The sequence below is a fragment of the Deltaproteobacteria bacterium HGW-Deltaproteobacteria-6 genome (genome assembly GCA_002840435.1).
Lineage (GTDB): Bacteria > Desulfobacterota > Syntrophia > Syntrophales > Smithellaceae > UBA8904.
Genome location: PHAT01000002.1, coordinates 202,209 through 221,355, shown reverse-complemented (window position 1 = coordinate 221,355; position 19,147 = coordinate 202,209). Strand labels below are relative to the sequence as shown.

The 19,147-nt window shown below is 49.1% G+C and carries 22 protein-coding genes; 7 read left to right on the top strand and 15 right to left on the bottom strand.

Going from position 1 to position 19,147, the window contains the following annotated elements; translation table 11 throughout:
• Window positions 1–23 precede the first annotated feature (23 nt).
• The 4 genes from queD to CVU71_05360 form a co-directional block, all read right to left on the bottom strand.
• A complete protein-coding gene (queD, locus tag CVU71_05375; GenBank protein PKN19802.1) occupies window positions 24–383 on the bottom strand; it encodes a 6-carboxytetrahydropterin synthase QueD in 360 nt (119 codons plus the stop codon).
• 10 nt (window positions 384–393) lie between these two features.
• A complete protein-coding gene (gene queE, locus CVU71_05370; GenBank protein ID PKN20083.1) occupies window positions 394–1,023 on the bottom strand; it encodes a 7-carboxy-7-deazaguanine synthase in 630 nt (209 codons plus the stop codon).
• A 163-nt stretch (window positions 1,024–1,186) separates the two neighbouring features.
• The gene (gene queC / locus CVU71_05365; GenBank protein PKN20082.1) at window positions 1,187–1,873 is read right to left on the bottom strand and encodes a 7-cyano-7-deazaguanine synthase QueC; all 687 of its coding nucleotides are present in this window, start codon (window positions 1,871–1,873) and stop codon (window positions 1,187–1,189) included.
• Between the two features lie 64 nt (window positions 1,874–1,937).
• Window positions 1,938–2,714, bottom strand: coding sequence for a hydrolase TatD (locus CVU71_05360; protein ID PKN19801.1), 777 nt, complete (start codon window positions 2,712–2,714; stop codon window positions 1,938–1,940).
• Between the two features lie 379 nt (window positions 2,715–3,093).
• Here CVU71_05360 and CVU71_05355 point away from each other — a divergent pair, with 379 nt between their 5' ends.
• Window positions 3,094–3,285, top strand: coding sequence for a hypothetical protein (locus CVU71_05355; protein PKN19800.1), 192 nt, complete (start codon window positions 3,094–3,096; stop codon window positions 3,283–3,285).
• An 85-nt stretch (window positions 3,286–3,370) separates the two neighbouring features.
• A complete protein-coding gene (locus tag CVU71_05350) occupies window positions 3,371–4,216 on the top strand; it encodes a hypothetical protein (GenBank protein ID PKN19799.1) in 846 nt (281 codons plus the stop codon).
• 153 nt (window positions 4,217–4,369) lie between these two features.
• Here CVU71_05350 and CVU71_05345 read toward each other — a convergent pair whose 3' ends face one another.
• From CVU71_05345 to CVU71_05335, 3 genes are read right to left on the bottom strand one after another with little or no spacing between them, the layout of a single operon-like run.
• The gene (locus CVU71_05345) at window positions 4,370–5,197 is read right to left on the bottom strand and encodes a peptide ABC transporter permease (protein ID PKN19798.1); all 828 of its coding nucleotides are present in this window, start codon (window positions 5,195–5,197) and stop codon (window positions 4,370–4,372) included.
• Window positions 5,197–6,171, bottom strand: coding sequence for a diguanylate cyclase (locus tag CVU71_05340; GenBank protein ID PKN19797.1), 975 nt, complete (start codon window positions 6,169–6,171; stop codon window positions 5,197–5,199). Before CVU71_05340 ends, CVU71_05345 begins: the two co-directional genes overlap by 1 nt.
• Before the next feature lie 29 nt (window positions 6,172–6,200).
• Window positions 6,201–6,995, bottom strand: coding sequence for an AP endonuclease (locus CVU71_05335; protein ID PKN19796.1), 795 nt, complete (start codon window positions 6,993–6,995; stop codon window positions 6,201–6,203).
• 337 nt (window positions 6,996–7,332) lie between these two features.
• Between CVU71_05335 and rsfS the strand changes: the two genes are divergently transcribed.
• The 5 genes from rsfS to CVU71_05310 all read left to right on the top strand — a co-directional run bounded on the left by rsfS (window position 7,333) and on the right by CVU71_05310 (window position 12,043).
• Window positions 7,333–7,695: a ribosome silencing factor gene (rsfS, locus tag CVU71_05330; GenBank protein PKN20081.1), complete on the top strand. Its 363-nt coding sequence runs from the start codon at window positions 7,333–7,335 to the stop codon at window positions 7,693–7,695.
• A complete protein-coding gene (locus CVU71_05325; GenBank protein PKN19795.1) occupies window positions 7,692–8,420 on the top strand; it encodes an amidophosphoribosyltransferase in 729 nt (242 codons plus the stop codon). Before rsfS ends, CVU71_05325 begins: the two co-directional genes overlap by 4 nt.
• Window positions 8,421–8,483: 63 nt before the next feature.
• On the top strand, window positions 8,484–8,972 hold the full coding sequence (gene rfaE2 / locus CVU71_05320) for a D-glycero-beta-D-manno-heptose 1-phosphate adenylyltransferase (GenBank protein PKN19794.1): 489 nt from the start codon (window positions 8,484–8,486) through the stop codon (window positions 8,970–8,972).
• Window positions 8,973–9,128: 156 nt separating this feature from the next.
• Window positions 9,129–9,491 (top strand): RNA polymerase-binding protein DksA, encoded by a 363-nt coding sequence (dksA, locus tag CVU71_05315; GenBank protein PKN20080.1) that lies wholly within the window; start codon window positions 9,129–9,131, stop codon window positions 9,489–9,491.
• Window positions 9,492–9,634: 143 nt separating this feature from the next.
• Window positions 9,635–12,043 (top strand): primosomal protein N', encoded by a 2,409-nt coding sequence (locus tag CVU71_05310; protein ID PKN19793.1) that lies wholly within the window; start codon window positions 9,635–9,637, stop codon window positions 12,041–12,043.
• A 208-nt stretch (window positions 12,044–12,251) separates the two neighbouring features.
• Here the strand turns inward: CVU71_05310 and CVU71_05305 are convergent, their stop codons facing one another.
• The 8 genes from CVU71_05305 to CVU71_05270 all read right to left on the bottom strand — a co-directional run bounded on the left by CVU71_05305 (window position 12,252) and on the right by CVU71_05270 (window position 19,121).
• Window positions 12,252–13,040: a hypothetical protein gene (locus CVU71_05305; GenBank protein PKN19792.1), complete on the bottom strand. Its 789-nt coding sequence runs from the start codon at window positions 13,038–13,040 to the stop codon at window positions 12,252–12,254.
• A gap of 206 nt (window positions 13,041–13,246) precedes the next feature.
• Window positions 13,247–13,522 (bottom strand): hypothetical protein, encoded by a 276-nt coding sequence (locus CVU71_05300; protein PKN19791.1) that lies wholly within the window; start codon window positions 13,520–13,522, stop codon window positions 13,247–13,249.
• A complete protein-coding gene (locus CVU71_05295; GenBank protein PKN19790.1) occupies window positions 13,515–13,760 on the bottom strand; it encodes a CopG family transcriptional regulator in 246 nt (81 codons plus the stop codon). Before CVU71_05295 ends, CVU71_05300 begins: the two co-directional genes overlap by 8 nt.
• Before the next feature lie 200 nt (window positions 13,761–13,960).
• Window positions 13,961–14,890 (bottom strand): hypothetical protein, encoded by a 930-nt coding sequence (locus CVU71_05290; GenBank protein ID PKN19789.1) that lies wholly within the window; start codon window positions 14,888–14,890, stop codon window positions 13,961–13,963.
• Between the two features lie 145 nt (window positions 14,891–15,035).
• Window positions 15,036–16,214: a glutathionylspermidine synthase gene (locus CVU71_05285; GenBank protein ID PKN19788.1), complete on the bottom strand. Its 1,179-nt coding sequence runs from the start codon at window positions 16,212–16,214 to the stop codon at window positions 15,036–15,038.
• Window positions 16,214–16,852, bottom strand: a complete 639-nt coding sequence (locus CVU71_05280) for a hypothetical protein (GenBank protein ID PKN19787.1) — start codon at window positions 16,850–16,852, stop codon at window positions 16,214–16,216. Before CVU71_05280 ends, CVU71_05285 begins: the two co-directional genes overlap by 1 nt.
• A gap of 19 nt (window positions 16,853–16,871) precedes the next feature.
• Window positions 16,872–17,690 carry a hypothetical protein gene (locus CVU71_05275; protein PKN19786.1) on the bottom strand — a complete coding sequence of 273 codons (819 nt, stop codon included), beginning with the start codon at window positions 17,688–17,690 and terminating at the stop codon, window positions 16,872–16,874.
• Window positions 17,691–17,939: 249 nt separating this feature from the next.
• Complete coding sequence (locus tag CVU71_05270) at window positions 17,940–19,121, bottom strand: MFS transporter (GenBank protein ID PKN19785.1); 1,182 nt, start codon at window positions 19,119–19,121, stop codon at window positions 17,940–17,942.
• Between the last annotated feature and the right edge of the window lie 26 nt (window positions 19,122–19,147).

Sequence of the window (19,147 nt, the reverse complement as noted above, 5' to 3'; positions counted from 1 at the left end):
TTAAGCGGGATTAAATGAATATTTTATTCATCCCCTTCATAGATGCAGCCGGATTCGGGACTTTCCTGAACGACGATCCTGCACAGTTGCGGAAGCGCAGGCAAAAGACGCTGCCAGATCCACCGGCACAGGTTCTCCGAGGTCGGATTTTCCAGGCCTTCGATGTCGTTTAAATTCTTGTGATCCAGCTGATCCAGAATGGGGTCAAAAGCCGCCGTGATGCCGGCAAAATCCATTACCCAGCCGGTGCGGGGATCGGTCTTGTCCCGAAGATGAATTTCGACGCGGAAAGAATGGCCGTGCACCTTGGCGCATTTGTGGCCCGCCGGAACACGGGGCAGATGGTGGGCCGCATCAAATTTGAACACTTTATAAATTTCCATTTTTGATTCCTTATCGAACACCTAATATTTTATGCAACTGCAAACTGATTCGCCACTGCGGATGCGCCAGAACATATTCTAATGTCTGCCTTGTGGCCTCTTCCCTGGCAACGCCGTCCATCGGCTGCAGAAAAAAATGCCGAAAATTCAGGCTTGTGTATTTTTCCGGTAAAGCTCCGTCCTGCGGATAAACAAGTTTTAACTCATCTCCGCCGGACTGCGCCAATTCAACGCCGGCCTTGGGACTGACGCAAATCCAGTCGATGCCTGCGGGCGCGACGATCGTACCGTTGGTCTCCACGGCAATTTCAAATTTCTCTTCACGCAGGGCGGCAATCAATGCATCATCGACTTGCAGCAACGGTTCTCCGCCCGTGCAAACCACAAACCGACGGCCATTTGATTGCGGCCAGTGCTGAGATATTTTCCGGACCAACAGACCTGCGGTTTCATACACCCCCCCGTCCGTACCGTCCGTCCCGGCAAAATCCGTATCACAAAACGGACAGAGTGCATCTTTTCGATCTTCTTCTTTTCCCGACCATAAGTTGCAGCCTGCAAAACGGCAAAAGACCGCCGGACGGCCGCTGTAATAGCCTTCCCCCTGAATCGAGTAAAATATTTCTTTAACAGAATACATAAGCCCTTTAGGCTGAAGGCTGAAGACCGAAGGCAAAATACTTCAATCCTTAATAGGTTTAACACGGTGCCTTTATGCCTTATGTTTTTATATTTTTTTGACTCTGTTCCGTTGTCCCTCGCACCACATCCAAGTATTTGTCCTTCAGCCTTCGGCCTTCAGTCTATAGCCTGTATTTTACCGGATCTTCAAGCCCCGCTTCATGAAAGCCTTTCAGCCGTAAAAGGCAGGAGTCGCACTGGCCGCAGGCGGCGCCGTCCGATCCCGGATCATAGCAACTGTGGGTCAGAGCATAATCGACGCCCAATTCCACACCTTTGCGGATAATCTGCGCTTTGCTCAAATGAATGAGCGGCGTATGAATTTCTAATTTTTGCCGGCCTTCCACACCCGCTTTGGTCGCCAGGTTGGCCATGCGCCCGTAAGCCTCGATATACTCGGGACGGCAGTCGGGATAGCCGCTGTAGTCCAGAGCATTCACACCGATAAAAATATCAGACGATCCGACCACCTCCGCCCAGGCCAGAGCGTAAGAAAGAAAAATGGTATTGCGCGCCGGAACATAGGTTGCCGGAATATCCTTCCCCATATCTTCCACCGAGCGGCTTTTGGGAACAGCCAGATCGCCGGTTAATGCGGAACCTCCAATGAGCCTCAGGTCAATATCCACAATCAGATGCTCCGCCACCGGGTCCCGATGGGCAACACGCGCGGCTGCTTCCAGTTCGACCAGATGGCGTTGACCGTAACGGAAACTCAACGCATATATCTCAAATCCCATGTTCCGGGCGATAGCCAGCGTGGTGGCGGAATCAACGCCGCCGGAGAGCAGAACAACGGCTTTCTTCATTGGTTTATCGAATTCTTTGTCCATGGTCAGATGGTCTATCAGATTTTATAAAAATTCGCCCGGGCTATTTAGCGGGAGAGGATTCGATGCGGAAAAGCTTCCGGGTGTTGACCGCCGCCTTCTCGGCGACGATTTCCCAGTTCATGCCTTTTATTTCGGCAACTTTCTTTGCCGTATGGATGATGAAAGAAGGTTCATTTCGTTTCCCGCGATGAGGCACGGGTGTCAGATAAGGGCAGTCCGTTTCCAAAAGAAGGGAATCAAGGGGCGCCTGTCTCACCACCTCCTGCAGTACTTTGGACTTGTCGAAGGTCACGACGCCCGGCACTGAAATATAAAAACCCAGATCAATGCATCGTCTGGCCATGCCCCAGTCGCCGGAAAAGCAATGAAAGACACCGAGGCGGATACCCGAGGATTTTACCATGCTGAGCGTCTCTTCATGCGCGTCGCGATCATGGATAATCACCGGCAGGTTCAGTTCATTCGCCAATTCCAGTTGTTTGCCGAAGATCTCGGTTTGTTTGCCACGCGGGGAGATATTGCGGAAATAATCCAGACCGATTTCGCCATAGGCGACAACTTTCGGGTCGCAGGCCAGCGCCTTCAGTTCATCGAGTGATTTATCGGAGGCCGCGGCCGCATCATGGGGATGAACGCCGACGGTTGCATAAATGTTTTCGTATTGACGGGCGATCGATAATGCCTTGCGGCTCAAGCCCGGATTGGTTCCCACCGTAACGATACAGTCAACACCCGCAACCCTGGCGCGTTCGATCACGTCCTGGCGGTCCGAATCGAATTCTTTCATCTCCAGGTGGGCATGGGAGTCGATCAGCATAACTATTTTTCGTTTACCTGAAACGGAATTTCTTCCGCATTGTCCGCCACATCGGGAAGTTTCTTTAAAAGACTCGTTAAGTCTTTCTCCGATAATTCACCAATCAGCAATTTGCGGGAAATGATCCGGCGGTCGATTTTCAGTAATTCCGTATTAACTCTTTTGGACATTCGGTCCTCCTGGGAAATTTTACAATTTGACTTTGCCGTCAGGCTTTTAATAGTGGCGGACTATTATTACATTTTAAAAACATAATCAAGTCCCAAGAGTTTATTTAATAAATCTTGACAGAAAAAGACTTTTTATCTACTTATAATAAAATAATTGCCGTAATTAACAGCGCTTTATGCTTTTTCTTTCGAAGAGAGAAGTAATCGTTATGGCTATCAGACTCATTGACGCCTGTCAAAAAGAACCAGCCGGGCAAGCCTGTAATCAAAACACATTCATTGATATTACCATCAAACAAAACAACAGCATAGCTCTTGCCGGCATTGCCGCCAGGATCAGGACAGATGCGCCGGGGCAGGCCGGTCAGCTGATCGAACAGCATTCCATACAGACCTTGTGAAAGAGAAAGACGCCTGAAGGCGCCTGATCATATCAGGAAAGAGTAAAATAAATTAAATACTTCTCTGAAAAAGGACACTCAACACATGGAAATGATGCCCCATAAAAAATCAGGCAGCCCTGCGGACATCGTGCAGCAGATCAAGCAAAAAAGAAATCAGTTATCCCCCCCGAAGAAAGATATCCAGCGCATGGAAATGCCGTCGCAAACGAACACGGTTGGCGCCAGAGAAATCATGCACAAGATCACGGAAGGCGAAAAGCACCTTCGCAAAGGAAATCTCTTCTCCAGCATTGTCGCTCTCCGCGAAGTCCTGAACCTCTATACCAAAACAAAAGATATTCAGCCGAAAGACAGGACTACTCTGGCGAATATTATTAACGAGGTTCAGCGAAAACTTGCCGAATCGCCCGAGTTCATTGATTTATACGGAAAAGTTATTTTTCGGGACGATGATTTTGCAACGTCCTATGATTTTTTATGCCAGTTGATTATGATCAAAGAAGAGGAAATCGCCAGCGTTCTGGTCAACGATGGCATCAACCAATCGCTTAAATTGGACCACCTCAGCAAAAAAGACCGGGAAACAGCAAAGTTGATGGTATCCCTGGCGGAAAGAGGGGAATTATCCATGCTTCAGGAGCTGGTTGCCGCCAACGATGGCCTGGGCTCGCTGGTTTTAGCCTTTTACAACGAAGCCGGCATCAACTACAGAAAATCAGGCAATATCGACAAAGCGATTATCGAATACAAAAAAGCTCTGTCCATTTCTCCGAAGGATGAACATCTTCACTACAACATGGCCAGGGCTTTCATGGAAATCGGCCAGAAAAAAGATGCCGAGACATGCATCGGCCAGGCCATTCAACTTAATCCGTACTTCTATGAAGGTTTAAAGATGCAGAAGTATATTGAACAATGGATTGGTTAAACCTTTTCAGATTTATTCCAGTTCTAATACCCTGAAGGGCACGCGATCAAAGATGATATCGCGGCGGCTAGGAGGAGGCTCCGCAGGCGTATTACTAATACGTTGAGGAAGCCGACGACGCCAACAAAGATAGCGCTTTGATTTTGAATTGGATTATCTTTTCAGACGGGGGTCGGACGCATCACGAATCCCCTCTCCCAGCAAATTGTAACCGACCACCGTGATCAAGATTGCCAGACCCGGATAAAGCGACAGCCACCAGGCAATATCGATATTATCCTTGCCCGCCGTCAGAATATTTCCCCAACTGGGTATCGGCGGCTGCACACCGATGCCTAAAAAGCTCAAAGCCGACTCCGTCAGAATCGCACCGGCAATTCCAAGAGTGGCGGCAACCAGGATGGAAGCCAGCGCGTTGGGAAGAATGTGCATGAAAATAATCCGCGCATCGTTTGCGCCGATAGCCCGGGCAGCCCGGACGAAATCCCTTTCGCGAAGCGAGATGAAATCCGCGCGCACCAGACGCGTCACTCCCATCCAGCCCGTTAATCCGATCACGATCATGATATTCCAGATTGAAGGCTCGAGAAAGGCGATCACCGCCAGGATCAGAAAGAAGGTGGGAAAACAAAGCATGACATCCACAAAACGCATGATCGTCGCGTCAATCCAGCCGCCGTAATAACCGGCGACAGCGCCCAGAATCATCCCGATCAAAATCGCCAGCCCCGTGGCGACAAACCCGACCTTCAGTGAAATGCGCGCCCCCCAGATCATCCGGGAAAGGACATCGCGCCCGAGTTGATCGGTGCCGAACCAGTGACCAGCGGACGGCGGCGCCAGAACATTTTTCAGATCAATCGCGCCGGGGTCGTAGGGCGCAATCACGGGCGCCAGAAGCGAGACGACAAATAACGCGAGGACAATTCCGCAGCCGGTCAGCGCCAGTTTATTTTTATAAAACATTTCCCAGAAACCCATTATGAAATCCTTATGCGCGGGTCCGCCAGCGCATACGACAGATCGGCAATCAGATTTCCCACCAGCGTCAAGATCGCGCCGATAAGCAGGATTCCCATCACCGTCGGATAATCGCGGGCCATCACCGACATGTAAAACAACTGCCCCATGCCCGGAATCGCGAAAATTGTTTCAAAGATGACACTGCCGCCGATGAGGCCGGGAATGGACAACCCCAGAATGGTAATCGCGGGCAGGAGCGCGTTGCGCAGGGCATGTTTATAAATAACCTGCCTTTCACTCAGCCCCTTGGCGCGCGCCGTCAGAATGTAATCCTGACGGATAACCTCCAGCATGTTGGCGCGCATGTAGCGGGACAATCCGGCCAGCCCGCCGAAAGCGGAAATGAATACCGGCAGGACCAGATGCAAGGCCAGATCCACAAGCTGTCCCCAGGCGCTCAAATATTCATAATTGAGGGATCGCAACCCCGAAATCGGCAGCCACCCCAGGTGAATGCCGAAAAAGATCATCAGCAGTAATGCCAGCCAGAAAGTGGGCACGGCAAAACCGATAAACACAAGCACCGCGGTCACTTTATCGAAAAGTGAATTTTGATGAACCGCCGACAATACGCCGATCGGCACAGCCACCGCAATGATAATGATCAGGGACAGAAAATTGATAACAATCGTGATCGGGAGACGTTCCATAATTTTGTCGGACACCTTCCGGTGATCGGATGAAAAGGAAGTGCCCAGATCACCCCGTCCCAGCTTCTTGAGCCACGACCAGTATTGAACATGGATGGGCTTATCCAGTTCATAGAGGCTCATCAGGCGCTCCTTCATCTCGGCGGACGCTTTTGGATTCATCTGCGTCTGCAAATCCGTGGGTGATCCGGGCGCCAGCCGCATCACAAAAAAGCAAATGACCGTGATGCCGAGCAGAAGCGGTATCATAAAGAGGACTCTCTTGATCAGATATTTGGACATCCGGTGCTCCGCGTCAAAAATTCAATTCTCTAATCCAGTCTATCCAAAAGCGACATCTTTTGCAAATTAGCCAGAGACTTCCACAAATTATCCTGCGAATGCGCCTCCAGTGTGATCGTCGGTTTAACCTTTAAGGCCTGCAGGGCGGCAAAAAACTGATCGAACGGAAATGTTGCCGCGCCGACCGGCAAATGTTCGTCGAGCTTGCCGAAATTATCATGCAGATGCAGATGACCGATGTAACCGCCCATCTGTTCCATCCATGTATTTAAATCCGCATGGGAGAAAACGTTGAAGTGACCCGTATCAAAGCAAAAGCAGACTTGATCCGAGGCAAGCGTTGCAAGCAGACGGCGTAAAATATCCGGCTCTTTTTCATAAACATTTTCCAGAGCGATCATCACCCCTCCATCTTTGGCCAATGGAATAAGCTGACGCCAGAAATTAATGCTGTTTTCCAGCCACAAATCGTCACAGGACACGTAGTAGCGGTCGTCAAAGGAGGGGTGGCAGACAATTTTCAGCGGCTGAAAATACGGGATCAGGTCAAACACCTGCCTGATCCGGTCCAGACTGGTCCTCCTGATCTGATCATCAAGTGCGCCGGGCCGCAGATCCACAAAAGGAGCATGAAAAGTCACTTTTAATCCGGCATCCTTAAGCCTTGCCGCATGCTCACGGCATTCATTTTTATCCAGCGCCTGTAACGCAATATGATTGAAATAAATTTCCAGGTTAAGCTGCTTCTCCAGGATCATCGGCAGATGACGGGATAGAAGCGTATAAGGCATATGGGTGTGAACTCTTTTTAAAATAGCCAGCATGCAAAATCCCTTTAAAGATATAATAATAATGATGGTTGATTTACCATAGTCATTTTTTTTTCACAACACGAATGAGAATAACCGGCAGCGCAGATCAGGTGACGACCGAAAAATGACATATTGTCAAGTTTTTGCAATTGTGACATAAAGAAAACAGACTGAAGGCCGAAGGCTGAAGACTGAAGGTCTATTTGGCGCGCCTTCGGCATTTAACATTTCTAAGTGACGGCGCGTTGCGCGCCTTTCATCTTAGCCTTCAGCCTTCGGACTTCAGCCTATACACCTATTTTCAAAGGAGCTAATTTTGGCAGCTAAAAAGAACGAATCGGCGCGGCGTCTGCTTTTATGCATCAACGCCGTTCTGCAGAAAAAAGCAAAAAACATTGTAGCTTTAAATGTTAAAGAGATGTCGTCCTTCACGGACTATATGCTGATTTGCTCGGGCGCAACCGACCGGCAGGTACAGGCGGTTTCCTCCGCAATTCAGGAATACATGAAAAAAGAAGGCATCCTGCCACTGGGCGTGGAAGGCCAGGCAAACGCGGAATGGATGCTGCTGGATTATGATGATGTGGTCATTTCCGTTTTTCAGGAGTCGGCCCGTTCGTTTTACGGACTGGAAGGCCTCTGGGATGCTCCAAGGATGGAAATTGACGAAAACGCCACCGAAATCAAGAAATTAACCAAGGACATGGCTTGATTTTAGCTGATTTGTTCCACGACATATCAGATGTATTCTTTCCGCCTCTTTGTATTTCCTGCGCAAACGTTCTGCCTGCCTGCGAGGACAAGGTCTTCTGCGGGGAGTGCCGCCAGAACATTCATTATATCAACCAGTGCCACTGCCCGGTGTGCGGCATCACCTTTCCCGACTCACCCTCAGGGAACCACCTTTGCGGTTCATGCCTGGAAAATAAGCCTCATTATTCTTTCGCCCGCGCCGCACTGGCTTATGAAGGCATTATCCTTGACGCTATTCATCAATTTAAATACGGACGCAACATCAGTCACGGCGCTCTCCTGGCCGGACTGCTGGCCGACTTTAATTTCCCCGATATGGACTGGAGCAAAACTGATCTCATGATCCCCGTTCCACTGCATATTCGGCGTCTGCGCAACCGGGGTTTCAACCAGGCTCTCATTCTGGCCCGGGCTCTGGGCCAGAAGCATGGAGTTAATGTCGATTTTTCCTTGCTAAAAAGGCGTAAATTGACTTTAACGCAAACAGGACTGGATAAAAAGGAACGGGCACTAAACATTAAAGGAGCATTTGTTGTGGTACAACCCGCAAGGATTAAAGGAAAAAACATTATTCTGGTCGATGATGTGCTGACGACGGGTGCGACAATCAACGAATGCGCCAAAACGCTGAAAAAGGCCGGTGCAAAACAAGTGGCGGTCATCACACTGGCCAGAGTTCTTTAGGATCCTTGCGATAGTGAAACACTGTCATATCGGCTGAAGAGAGACATCTTTAAAGGAGTGATTATGAATAAGATTCTGGACAGAAAAACGCTCAAAGAAAAAATCGACGCACTGCGTAAAGAAGGAAAAAAGATCGCCTTCACCAACGGCTGCTTTGATATACTGCATGTCGGACATGTCCGTTATTTAAAGGAAGCGCGCAAAAAGGCCGATGTACTGGTTCTGGCGCTCAACAGCGATTCTTCGGTGCGAACGATCAAGGGCGACAAAAGGCCGCTCGTGCCTGAAGAAGAAAGAGCGGAAGTTCTGGCTGGCCTGGAATGCATTGATTTTGTAACAATATTTCCGGAACCGACGCCGCTTGAGTTGATTTGCTATCTCCAACCGGACGCTTTAATCAAAGGCGGCGACTGGCCAGAAGACAAAGTTGTCGGACGCGATGAAATCAAACAATGGGGCGGAAATGTCATCCTTATTCCGGAAATAATTGGAAAATCAACGACCAATATCGTGGATAAAATAATAGCCGTATATTGTTCAGGAAGTTTATGATATTAAAACTATTATACTGAAATGGGGAATCTGTTCCCCACCCCGTTCTTCAGGATAAAATTTTTTGCTTTACAAACATAAAGCCATTAGGTAAAAGGGGCATCAATTTCATTATCACATCGCAAAGGAGTAGCGGCATTGGAAAAACAAACGACTTTGAAGCCGGAAAAACTGGAGGCATTTCGTAAATTGCTCACCCAGAAGATCAATGAGCTGCTGAGTGAGGCGGGCAAAACCGTATCGGAAATGACCAACGGCAAGGAAAATTTCCCCGACCCCAACGATCGTGCATCGCTGGAATCCGACCGCAACTTCGAGTTGCGTATCCGTGACCGGGAGCGCAAACTCATTGCGAAAATGCAGGAAGCCATTAAGCGAATTGACGACGGAACCTTCGGCATTTGCGAAGCCTGCGGCGGACCGATTTCCGAAAAAAGACTGCTGGCGAGACCTGTCACAACCGAGTGCATCGACTGCAAAACCAAGCAGGAGAAGCTTGAGAAACTCAAAGGTGAATAAAAAAATATACATAGCCGATAAAAAGCCCCGCCAACGGGGCTTTTTTTATGGCTGGTTGTTCCCTGCCTGCAACAGCGGCCTGGAAATGGAATAATTTCACGTCCGACATTTCTTTTTTATTTCAAAAATGATAATCATCACCCATGTATGTAAATGTCGCCCTCAATATTCCGGCTGATAAACTTTTCACCTATGAAGTCCCGGAAAATCTTCAGCCCGCCGTTCAGATCGGCAAACGTGTTTTTGTTCCTTTCGGGAATCGCAAACGCACGGGTTTTATCGTTGCTCTTTCCGATACCTGCGATCTCGCGGAGGTCAAAACCATTCAGGAAATTCTGGATGACGAACCGCTCTTTGGCAGCGCCGACCTGAATTTCTATTCCTGGATTGCCGAATATTTCATGTACCCGCTGGGTAAAACACTGGCTGAGCTGATCCCCTCGGGGGCCGAAAAAAAAGATTTTCTCTGGATTACGCCGCTTGCGGCAGACGACGATCTCATTTTGTCCTCGGCGCAAAAAAATTTACTTTCCCTTATTCAGCAGTATCCTCAGGGCATTACGTTGAACAACCTGGCCTCGGTCAGCAACCTCAAAAACACCTCTTCCATCGTCCATAACCTTTGTCTGGCGGGGCGGATACGGATTCAAACCAGACAAAACAGGCAACTGGCGGCAAAGACGGAAAAATTTGTGCGTCTGGACGAAGATAAGATTGCCGGAGTGAAATTAACCGCCAGACAAAGCGCGCTGGTCGAGTTCATGCAGATTCACAAAACCATGGCGCTCAATGATTTAATCAAAAAGGCCAACACGTCCAAAGCCGTGGTCAAAAACCTGCACGAAAAAGGGATTATCGTTTTATCCTCCGAAGAAAAAATCCGGAAGACATCGCTTACGTCTACAATCGGGAATGACCCAAGCGGTTTTCTGCTCAATTCCGAACAACAGCAGGCGTTTTCAGAAATTTGCCGCCATCTGGAGAAAAAGGCGTTTGCGCCGATTCTGCTGCACGGCGTGACGGGCAGCGGCAAAACCGAAGTCTATCTGAACGCCATCGAAGAGGTTTTGAAAAACGGCGGCTCAGCCATTTACCTGGTGCCGGAAATCGCCCTGACGCCCCAGCTGATTTCCCGCATTGCCGGACGCTTCGATGAACAAAAGATTGCCGTACTCCATAGCGGCATCGCCGAAGCCGTGCGCTTCGATCAATGGCGGCAGATTAAACGCGGTAAAATCAATCTGGTCATCGGCGCCCGCTCGGCGCTCTTTGCGCCGCTTCCCGATCTGAAGCTGATCATCGTCGATGAAGAACATGACGCCTCCTACAAACAGGATGACCGCCTCTGCTATCACGCTCGCGACCTGGCCGTGCTGAGGGCAAAGCTTTCCTGCGCGGTGGCTGTGCTGGGCTCCGCCACACCGGGCGTTCGCTCTTATTTTAACGCCAAAACCAAAAAATATTTCCGTCTGGAATTATCCGAACGGGTGGAAAATAAACCCCTGCCCCTGGTGGAAATCGTCGATATGAAGGCGCAGAAAGAAATGCAGGGCAAAATCCCCATCCTGTCGCATGAACTGATTGCAGAGATGGAAGAAACGCTGGGCAGAAATGAGCAGGTCCTGCTTTTCCTGAACAAACGGGGTTTTGACACCTTTCTGGTTTGCGCCGACTGCGGCTATAATTTCCGCTGTCCCAATTGCGACGTCTCCCTGAAAAGTCATCTGACGGAAAAGCTGGTGAAATGCCATTACTGCGATTACACCATCAAAGCGCTGCCGCTTTGTCCGTCGTGCAAAGGCAGCCGGATTTTGAGCTACGGCACAGGCACGCAGAAACTGGAAAAAGAAATCGAGCGGTTGTTTCCCGCGGCGCGCGTCCGCCGGATGGACTCGGACACGACAGCCCAAAAAGGGTCGCAGGAAGAAATTCTGCGCGACCTTCAGGAAAAGGAAATCGATATTCTGGTCGGCACGCAAATGATCACCAAGGGGCATGATTTCCCTTTTATCACGCTGGTCGGCGTCATTGCCGCGGACACCTCGCTGAACATGCCGGACTTCCGTGCGGCGGAGAAAACTTTTCAAATGCTCACGCAGGTGGCCGGCCGCAGCGGACGCGGGAACACACCCGGCAAGGTCATCATTCAAACCTTCAACCCGCAGCATTACGCCCTGCGGCATGCCCAAAATCATGACTACCAATCATTTTACGCCGAAGAAATAGAACACCGCAAGGCCTTGCAATACCCGCCCTTCGGCCGGATCATCAACATCCGCCTGTCTTCAACCAATAAAGAAGCCCTGGACGATCAGACGGCCGCGGCGGGAAAACTGGCTCGCAAGCTTTCCGCTAAACACGGCAATGCCGCAGAAATCATCGGCCCTGCGGAATCCCCGCTGGCCAGGATTCAGGGGCGTCTGCGCAGGCAAATGCTCATCAAAGGCCGCGACATCAAAATTCTTCATGCCATCGCCCGGGAAATTCTGGAAAAATGCGCCAACAGCGCGGTGAGGGTGAGTATAGACGTGGATCCGGAAAACTTCATGTAGTGGTGGGGCCGTTGAAAAGTGCCCATCTGCTGCGTTTCCCTCGCCCTTCGTCGCTGCGGCGTATACTAAGATACGCCTCACTCCTCAGAACTCGGGGGCCTTGCATCTGAGCACTTTTGAACAGCCCAAAATATCTTGACGCCTTGATATCATCTTCGATTGGACGCCGGAATTAGTTTGGCTGTTGACCAGCAATAGTTGCCCATTTTCATTCCCCTAAACTGTCTTTACTAAAATATTTGTCGCATGGACAATATTTCATATTAGATAACATCTTCTTACACAGCTCAATGCATCTTTTATAAGATACTTTCATTTTAGAATAATCAACACCCCTCCATCCGCTCCCATCATAAATCATACCTTCACACCCCACGCCAACCAACGGTGTGCGTGCAATAGACTTATATTCTTTCTGTACTAGACTTTTATTGAGCTCCTTTATATCTTCTGCGTAGACCACGCCTTGACGGGCAGCATTTTGTTCTTCATGCCCTGTTGAATTAATAATAAGATTGACGTTTACAAACTCCAACGGCAAATCCGGTAGCGGAATACGTTGCCATTCATTGCCATCAAATTTAAAAATCACATAGGGTGGATTCGGTCGATCCCATTTATTATAAGATAAACAGCCATATGCTGTTGCGATTATGTAGGGTACGTTGTCCTTTATATGCATTGCAATCAAATGAAAATTTGCAGATCGAATATCCTTGGTGGGCCCATCTTTCCATGTGATCTTCTTGTTCTGTCCCGGCAGTTTAAAACTAATGGATTGCTCCTCAATAAGTGATTTTTGCCCTAAATTACGCATCTGTTTTTGCCACCGCTTCACAATGATTTTGCTGCCGTCATGCAAAAGCACTTCTTCCTTCCAGCTTGTTGAATCCAGCCATCCGCATGCACAGATGCTCGTAATCACTACTGCAATTAAAACGAATAAGATCATTACACGGATGTTTACTTTATTGTTCCATTGACGATGTTTTTCCATGCCGCCTCCTTAAAATGTCTTTTGTATAAACATACGCATGATGCGGTAAATCATTCCTCTTGCGGATTCAATCCAACGGATTGAACCAGTATGTTTTCCCAATTAATAATGTGGCTCGCAGATTTGTGCTTTATAGCAAGATCAAATAAAAGGTTCAATCAGAATGATTGAACCAGCAGGAGGGTCGACTAAACCGTTCAAATATTTTATCGATACGCATCTTTTCTGTGATCAATGGACAAGATGTTAATGATTTGATTTTCGATGATGTAAAATATTCTGTAGCTGCCTATCCGATATCTCCAGGTATCGGGCTTGTATCCGTGCAACTTTTTTATATTAATACCGTAATGCGGTTCTGTCTTTAATTGCGGGTAGATGAAATGAACTAACTTTTTTTCAATCTGCGTCTTCTCTTTTCTCGGCAGAGATTCCAGGCAATTGATAAATTCGTTCGTTTCAAATATTTTATAATCAGGCAACGAAGCGTCCTTTTTTGTTTTTCGCGTCTTTGACGCCGCGTTTGATGCTGTCATTCAGCGCCGCGTTATTTTTAATTTCGTCCATCTCATACTCATCGACATACTCAACATTTTGTTCAATGTATCGTCTTGCCGCCGTTTCTATGAAATTGGACAGGGGCCGGTTATCATCTTTTGCATAGTGTTCAAACAGATGATAAACATCGTCATTTAACCGTAATGTTACAACTTTTGCCATGCTTCACCTTCTCGTTATTTTGAATACATTATATTCTTCTGTATTCTATTGTCAAGCTTAAATCATTCCACATAAAACCTTATAAACTGCGGGACGATGATTTTTTCGGGGTAAATGATTCGGAAACGCCCGGCTGATGTTGTTACGAAAGGAAAATTATTCAACGGGATGAATGAAAAACGTCTCGAGACCTGAATGCTTCAGGCGTAATCATTCGCCATGATGCCCTGATTTGGAGCGGTAATAGCGGAAACGATTTTTTCGACATTGAGAAGCTCCTGGCCGATTTGGCGGATATCCTGATCCACTTTGTGGTCCCCCTTCTCATGCAGGCGCTGCTTTATCTGCCCGGCTAGTGCCTTAAGGCGGGCCGCCACGATGCTCACATCATTGGCAAACTCCCGGTCGGCAATAGCCCCCAGGGTCTTCTTCATGATCTTCGCGCCCTGTTCCTGGACATCGTTTTTGAATTTCTGCTGTTGGGTTTCCTGATATTGCCGAGCGCCTTGAGCCAGCGCCGCTCCGGTCGTGGCCGTCGCTGCGGAATCCTGCACCTGCGTGGCGCCATCAACCTTTTTATCTTTTCCTTCGGGCGCGGATGTTTCACCGGACCCTGCCGTAGCAGCAACACTCGCCGATACAGCCGTCCCACTATCGGTTGTGCTGCCTGCGACGGTATTTAACGCGGTAACGTTATTGCCGAAGGTATTTGCTGCGACAGCGGTCGAAGCTGTCTGATCAGGAGAGGTCGCGCCGCTGGCGGAAGCATATTCACGAACCGCGGCCGCAAGTTCTTTGGCCAGCCTGGCAATTTGCTTCGCAACGACCCTGGGATCACCACCCATCGCTTTCAGCATTTGTATTTCCGCCTTGATGCGCTTGAGTTTTTCTGCGGCAGCCGCTTTGCTTGACTGCGCCCCGTAAACTTTGCTGTTTTGCAACTGCGCAATCACCTGTTTAGTATCGTTCAATTGCTTTTCCAGTGCGTCGGCGTTTTTCGGATCGATCCGGCGGATGCTGTCGATAATAGTATCCTTTGCTGTGCGAGGTTTGCTATTGGCTGAAGCATATTTCTTCCCCAGCAGGTCGATCGCCGAAAGATAAGCTCCTGTTTGACTGATACCGGTCATCTGCACGATCCTCTCTGCAAGAATATTTTTCTCTTTTCTCCCGATTTTTTCAGAGTATTTCAACGATGATATCGGTTAAGTTATTACGAAACTTGAGGGATGAACAGAATGGGGATCGAGCAAAATATTACAGCAAATATGTTATTTATCCTTCCACATAGTGTCCCGCAAACTGCGACTGGTTGTGGATGATGCCTTTTTCACGGCGGAAGCCCAGGCCGCAGGCTTCATAAGAGAAGAATACACCGGCCTGATACAGCCTGCCTTCCGCGTCCTGCGGCAGGTCGGCCCAGGCCTGATAAATTTTGCCGTACATCGCGTATTCACCATGGCGCATATCGATCACATTTCGCTGTGCGTCAAAAACGCGGATGTTGTCGCCTTCCCGGCTGAACGTCCGCTTCTCCACACACTTTTTGCCGGTCAGATACCTGGTATCCGTTTCCAGCAGCAGTGGATGATTCGGAAACAGGTCCCAGAGCACTTTCATAATCATCTTGGACTGGAAAAGCAGCGTATAAGGAGGATTGAGCAGGATGCAGCGTTTGCGGCGGAGGATCTCAGTGAGCAGCACCGCCAGTTCCGGCTCGTGAACGCAGATGTGCTCATAGGGAAGCAGCTTGAACCAGTAATCGAAAGCATTCCCTTCTTTGTCGAGAATACCTTCTTCCGCCCCGAAGAAAACTTTTTCCACATAGTCAAATCCGGTGATAAATCCTGCCTCGTAGGCAATCTCCTCGATAAGCCTCACGGTGTTTTCATCTTCTGCGCCCGCGCCTTCGAGACAGGAAAACAACGCATGCGCAATGCGGTCGTCAGCCTTGCCGAAGACGGGATGCCGCGCTTTTAACCTGCCGAAACTTTCTTTAATCGCCTCGTAGAGATTATTGTACTGATTTTCTTCCGTCATTTTGTTGTGCTTCAAAAGCAGCCACTGGACCAGCGCCACTTCAAAAATCAGCGAGGGCGTATCGGCATTGAACTCGATGAGCTTGATGGGCAAGCCATCCAGGCCCCCGGCCAGATCAAAACGCCCCAGCAAATGAAAGTGGCTGTCGTCTTCCCAACTGGTTTCAATCATTTCCACAAGGCTGGGCGGAATATCGAGCTCTGCGTAAAGCTTCCGGTCAATGACATATTGTCCGGCCTGCACATACATATCATAGAGTTCGTTGGCGGCGCTGTAATAGGCGTCGCCTTCTTTTTTGCTGACCACAACCAGTTCACCGGCAACGTACGATTTATCCTGCGGGGATGCATACCAGTAGAACCCCAGTTTCTCGTAGATTTCATCGGGCACCGGTCTGACGGGAATAATTTTCATCAGCTTAAGCCCCGGAAGCTGCTGCCCAGACGGGAGAAAAATCCGGTTTTGGCCGAACCGGTTCCAGGCCTCCCGACCTGCTGTCCACCGCCCGCGGAACGTGAAGGGTTGTAATAACGGCCGCCCGACCAGTAGCCGCCTGTATAGCCCCGCCGCTTGTCCTCTTCTTCCTGCTGCCGGTAGAAAAGTTGCCGATTCAGCAAGCTTTGTTTGTAAAGATTGTCATCCTTATAGACATAAGGGCTGAGCGAAGAATTTTTCCCCATCATGTAACCGACCATACCCGCGGCCAGCACGGATCCCAGCCCCATGCCCTTCTCCTTATTTTGCTGCTCCATGATCGCCGGCAGTTTTTCTTCGGGGATCACTTCTTTGGTTCCGTCCAGACGCGAAACGACCACGCCGGTTGTTTTACTGGGATATTCTTTGTCGATCCGGAATTCGTCAGGAGCGATCTCTTCCACCATGGTCATGACACCGCTTTGCTGGTAGGCAGCCCCGCTGCCGGCATTGTCTCCGAAAGAGCGCGTTCCACCCTGCATCACCTGATCATCCGCCGAATCGCAGCCGATGATCAGGCTGTTGGCCAGAAAAAATATGCCGCCGATAATTATTTTGCCGGTTGTATTTTTTTTCATGATTTGCTTCCGACCCTCGTCAAATAAGCTGGCTGATCATGAGTGACAGCCCGATCGTAATGGCCTGTACTAAAACAACGGCCGCGGTATTGCCGTCCCGGATGGCATCGCCAATCGACGTTTTAGGAAGAAAAATCAACGCGGCAATCCTCTCAAAAATAATCAGAGCGATCATTCCTGTAACGGCGCTTACGGCAAATGCCGTAAGACTCGGAACCCATCCGGTAAAATCTCCGGCAATGCTGGCGCGTAAAATGATACTGTAGGCCACGAGGAGTCCGGCCACCGCCACGCCGGCGCTCAGGTTATTATCCTGCACACACCGGGTGACATGAAAGCGATATATTTTTTCGTGGATGTAAATCGCCGCAATCATGACGACCTGTCCCAAAAAGAAAAAAGCCGCCGCGCTTAAGATACCGCCCTCCTCTCCGGAGAAAGCCCCATTGACCAGAATACCGGTGGCGATAAACGCGCCCGCTTCGATAAGGCCTGTCGGGACATTGCCGGCTTTGACCAGCTCATTATTACAGGCACTGGGAATGATAATAAAATCGTTGATGAAATGAGCGGCAAAAAAGATGAGCACCACAATGAGAGCGTAGATTGCGAAGAGACCGATGTCCCGGTAAGTCGAGGCGCCAATGTTCAGCGCCTGCAAGGCGATACAAATCCCTACAAAAATGCCGAAGCGCCTGAGCGCAATCGCCAGATTTTCATTCTGACTTATTTGCGCATCATCATCAAACCGGGTAATGGCATCGGCAATTTTTTTACTCAAAAACAGAAATACGATAACCAGCACAATGTAAATGATCTTTACAAGGTATTTTTCCATAAGTCCTGTTTCCTTTATTTTTGATTTATTTTACTGATGAAAAAGCCCAGATCGTCATCCGGCAAAAGCCGGGTTCTGGAACTTTTTTAAAAACATCCTGGATTCCGGCGCTCGGACCCCGCGTGACCTCGCGCCACCTTTAGGTGGTCAGGTCATCAGGTTATGCCCCATGGCAACTTCATAGCGTATTCGGCTTCCTGCAAGATCATGCTAAATGACTCTTCTGCCCATTCGATTCAATAATCTACATCATCTCGTCCGAACTCTCAATGCCGAAAAGAAGTTCAAAACGGCAATGGCCGCACCCAGTAAAAAGACAAATTGATATCCCCAGGTCACCCAGATAAAGCCTCCCAGAAGCGCGACGGAGATGGAAAAGATATGATCGATGGTCACACCCATGGTCAGGGTCTGGGTAACATCCTCAGGCCGGACGGCGATTTTCAGCAGGTAAGTTGCCCGCGCCATGCCAACGGACATCAGGAGCTGATCCACGATAAAGCAGGCGGACGCTACAATCAAAGCCGTCGTTTCTGAAAATAATACCAGCGAATACCCGTAACCGATACAGACAAATACCAGCAATACCGCTTCCGACGTGAGGATGAATCTTTCGCCCAGCTTGTCAATCGCCCGTCCCAGAACCGGCTTGAAAAAAATGCCGATTGCGCCGCCGATGGTCAACAGGGTCGCCAGCATCTGTGTTTTTTGATGAAAAACCGTCACCAGCACCCAGGGCGCAAAGGTCAGAAAAATCTGTTTGCGCGTCCCGTATAAAATATTGAGCCAGTAAAACAGTTTGTATTCCCTGCGCAGCTGAAATTTCGTCGCGGCGGCGTACGGCTGATCTTTCTGCATCTGATATAAAAGAACGGCCACGGTCAGAAATCCCGCAAAGGCAACCGCGTAGGACAGCTGAAAGGTGAGATGAAAGAATTTAAATCCCACAAAAATCGCAAAGCTGCCCAGGATCATGGCCAGATTGGCCACAGCGGAAAACTGCCCCAGCCTTTTGCCCTCCTGGCCTTTATCAGCCAGTTCCATGCCGATGCTCTGATTGAGCGGAATGAACAAGTGCTGGCCGACGCTGAAAATAAACAGCCAGATGAGCATCACGGAAAAACCGGGTGACGCAAAACCGATCAGCAATATGCCGAAGGCGCATAACAGATTGGCCAGAAACGCCAGTCTGCGCGAACACAGAAAAAAGAAAAGCGCGGCAAAAAAGATAACCAGAAAACCCGGCAGCTCCCGGGGCAATTCCAGGAAGCCCCGCTGCCAGTCGCTGATAAAAAATGTCTCATTAAGGAAATTATTGAAGGTGGAATCGACAATGCTTTGCGAAAATCCAAAAACGAATGTGGCAGCCAGAAACAACCGGAAATCCCGCGGCAGTCCCGATATCTTATTTTTGATTCGCTTGATAATAATTCAAATCCTTCGTGATGGAGATGCTA

Excerpts from the sequence above, each read along its gene's own strand:
- queD (PKN19802.1), bottom strand. The coding sequence starts at position 383 with ATGGAAATTTATAAAGTGTTCAAATTTGATGCGGCCCACCATCTGCCC.
- queE (PKN20083.1), bottom strand. The coding sequence starts at position 1,023 with ATGTATTCTGTTAAAGAAATATTTTACTCGATTCAGGGGGAAGGCTAT.
- queC (PKN20082.1), bottom strand. The coding sequence starts at position 1,873 with ATGAAGAAAGCCGTTGTTCTGCTCTCCGGCGGCGTTGATTCCGCCACC.
- CVU71_05360 (PKN19801.1), bottom strand. The coding sequence starts at position 2,714 with ATGCTGATCGACTCCCATGCCCACCTGGAGATGAAAGAATTCGATTCG.
- CVU71_05355 (PKN19800.1), top strand. The coding sequence starts at position 3,094 with ATGGCTATCAGACTCATTGACGCCTGTCAAAAAGAACCAGCCGGGCAA.
- CVU71_05350 (PKN19799.1), top strand. The coding sequence starts at position 3,371 with ATGGAAATGATGCCCCATAAAAAATCAGGCAGCCCTGCGGACATCGTG.
- CVU71_05345 (PKN19798.1), bottom strand. The coding sequence starts at position 5,197 with ATGGGTTTCTGGGAAATGTTTTATAAAAATAAACTGGCGCTGACCGGC.
- CVU71_05340 (PKN19797.1), bottom strand. The coding sequence starts at position 6,171 with ATGTCCAAATATCTGATCAAGAGAGTCCTCTTTATGATACCGCTTCTG.
- CVU71_05335 (PKN19796.1), bottom strand. The coding sequence starts at position 6,995 with ATGCTGGCTATTTTAAAAAGAGTTCACACCCATATGCCTTATACGCTT.
- rfaE2 (PKN19794.1), top strand. The coding sequence starts at position 8,484 with ATGAATAAGATTCTGGACAGAAAAACGCTCAAAGAAAAAATCGACGCA.
- CVU71_05310 (PKN19793.1), top strand. The coding sequence starts at position 9,635 with ATGTATGTAAATGTCGCCCTCAATATTCCGGCTGATAAACTTTTCACC.
- CVU71_05305 (PKN19792.1), bottom strand. The coding sequence starts at position 13,040 with ATGGAAAAACATCGTCAATGGAACAATAAAGTAAACATCCGTGTAATG.
- CVU71_05295 (PKN19790.1), bottom strand. The coding sequence starts at position 13,760 with ATGGCAAAAGTTGTAACATTACGGTTAAATGACGATGTTTATCATCTG.
- CVU71_05290 (PKN19789.1), bottom strand. The coding sequence starts at position 14,890 with ATGACCGGTATCAGTCAAACAGGAGCTTATCTTTCGGCGATCGACCTG.
- CVU71_05285 (PKN19788.1), bottom strand. The coding sequence starts at position 16,214 with ATGAAAATTATTCCCGTCAGACCGGTGCCCGATGAAATCTACGAGAAA.
- CVU71_05280 (PKN19787.1), bottom strand. The coding sequence starts at position 16,852 with ATGAAAAAAAATACAACCGGCAAAATAATTATCGGCGGCATATTTTTT.
- CVU71_05275 (PKN19786.1), bottom strand. The coding sequence starts at position 17,690 with ATGGAAAAATACCTTGTAAAGATCATTTACATTGTGCTGGTTATCGTA.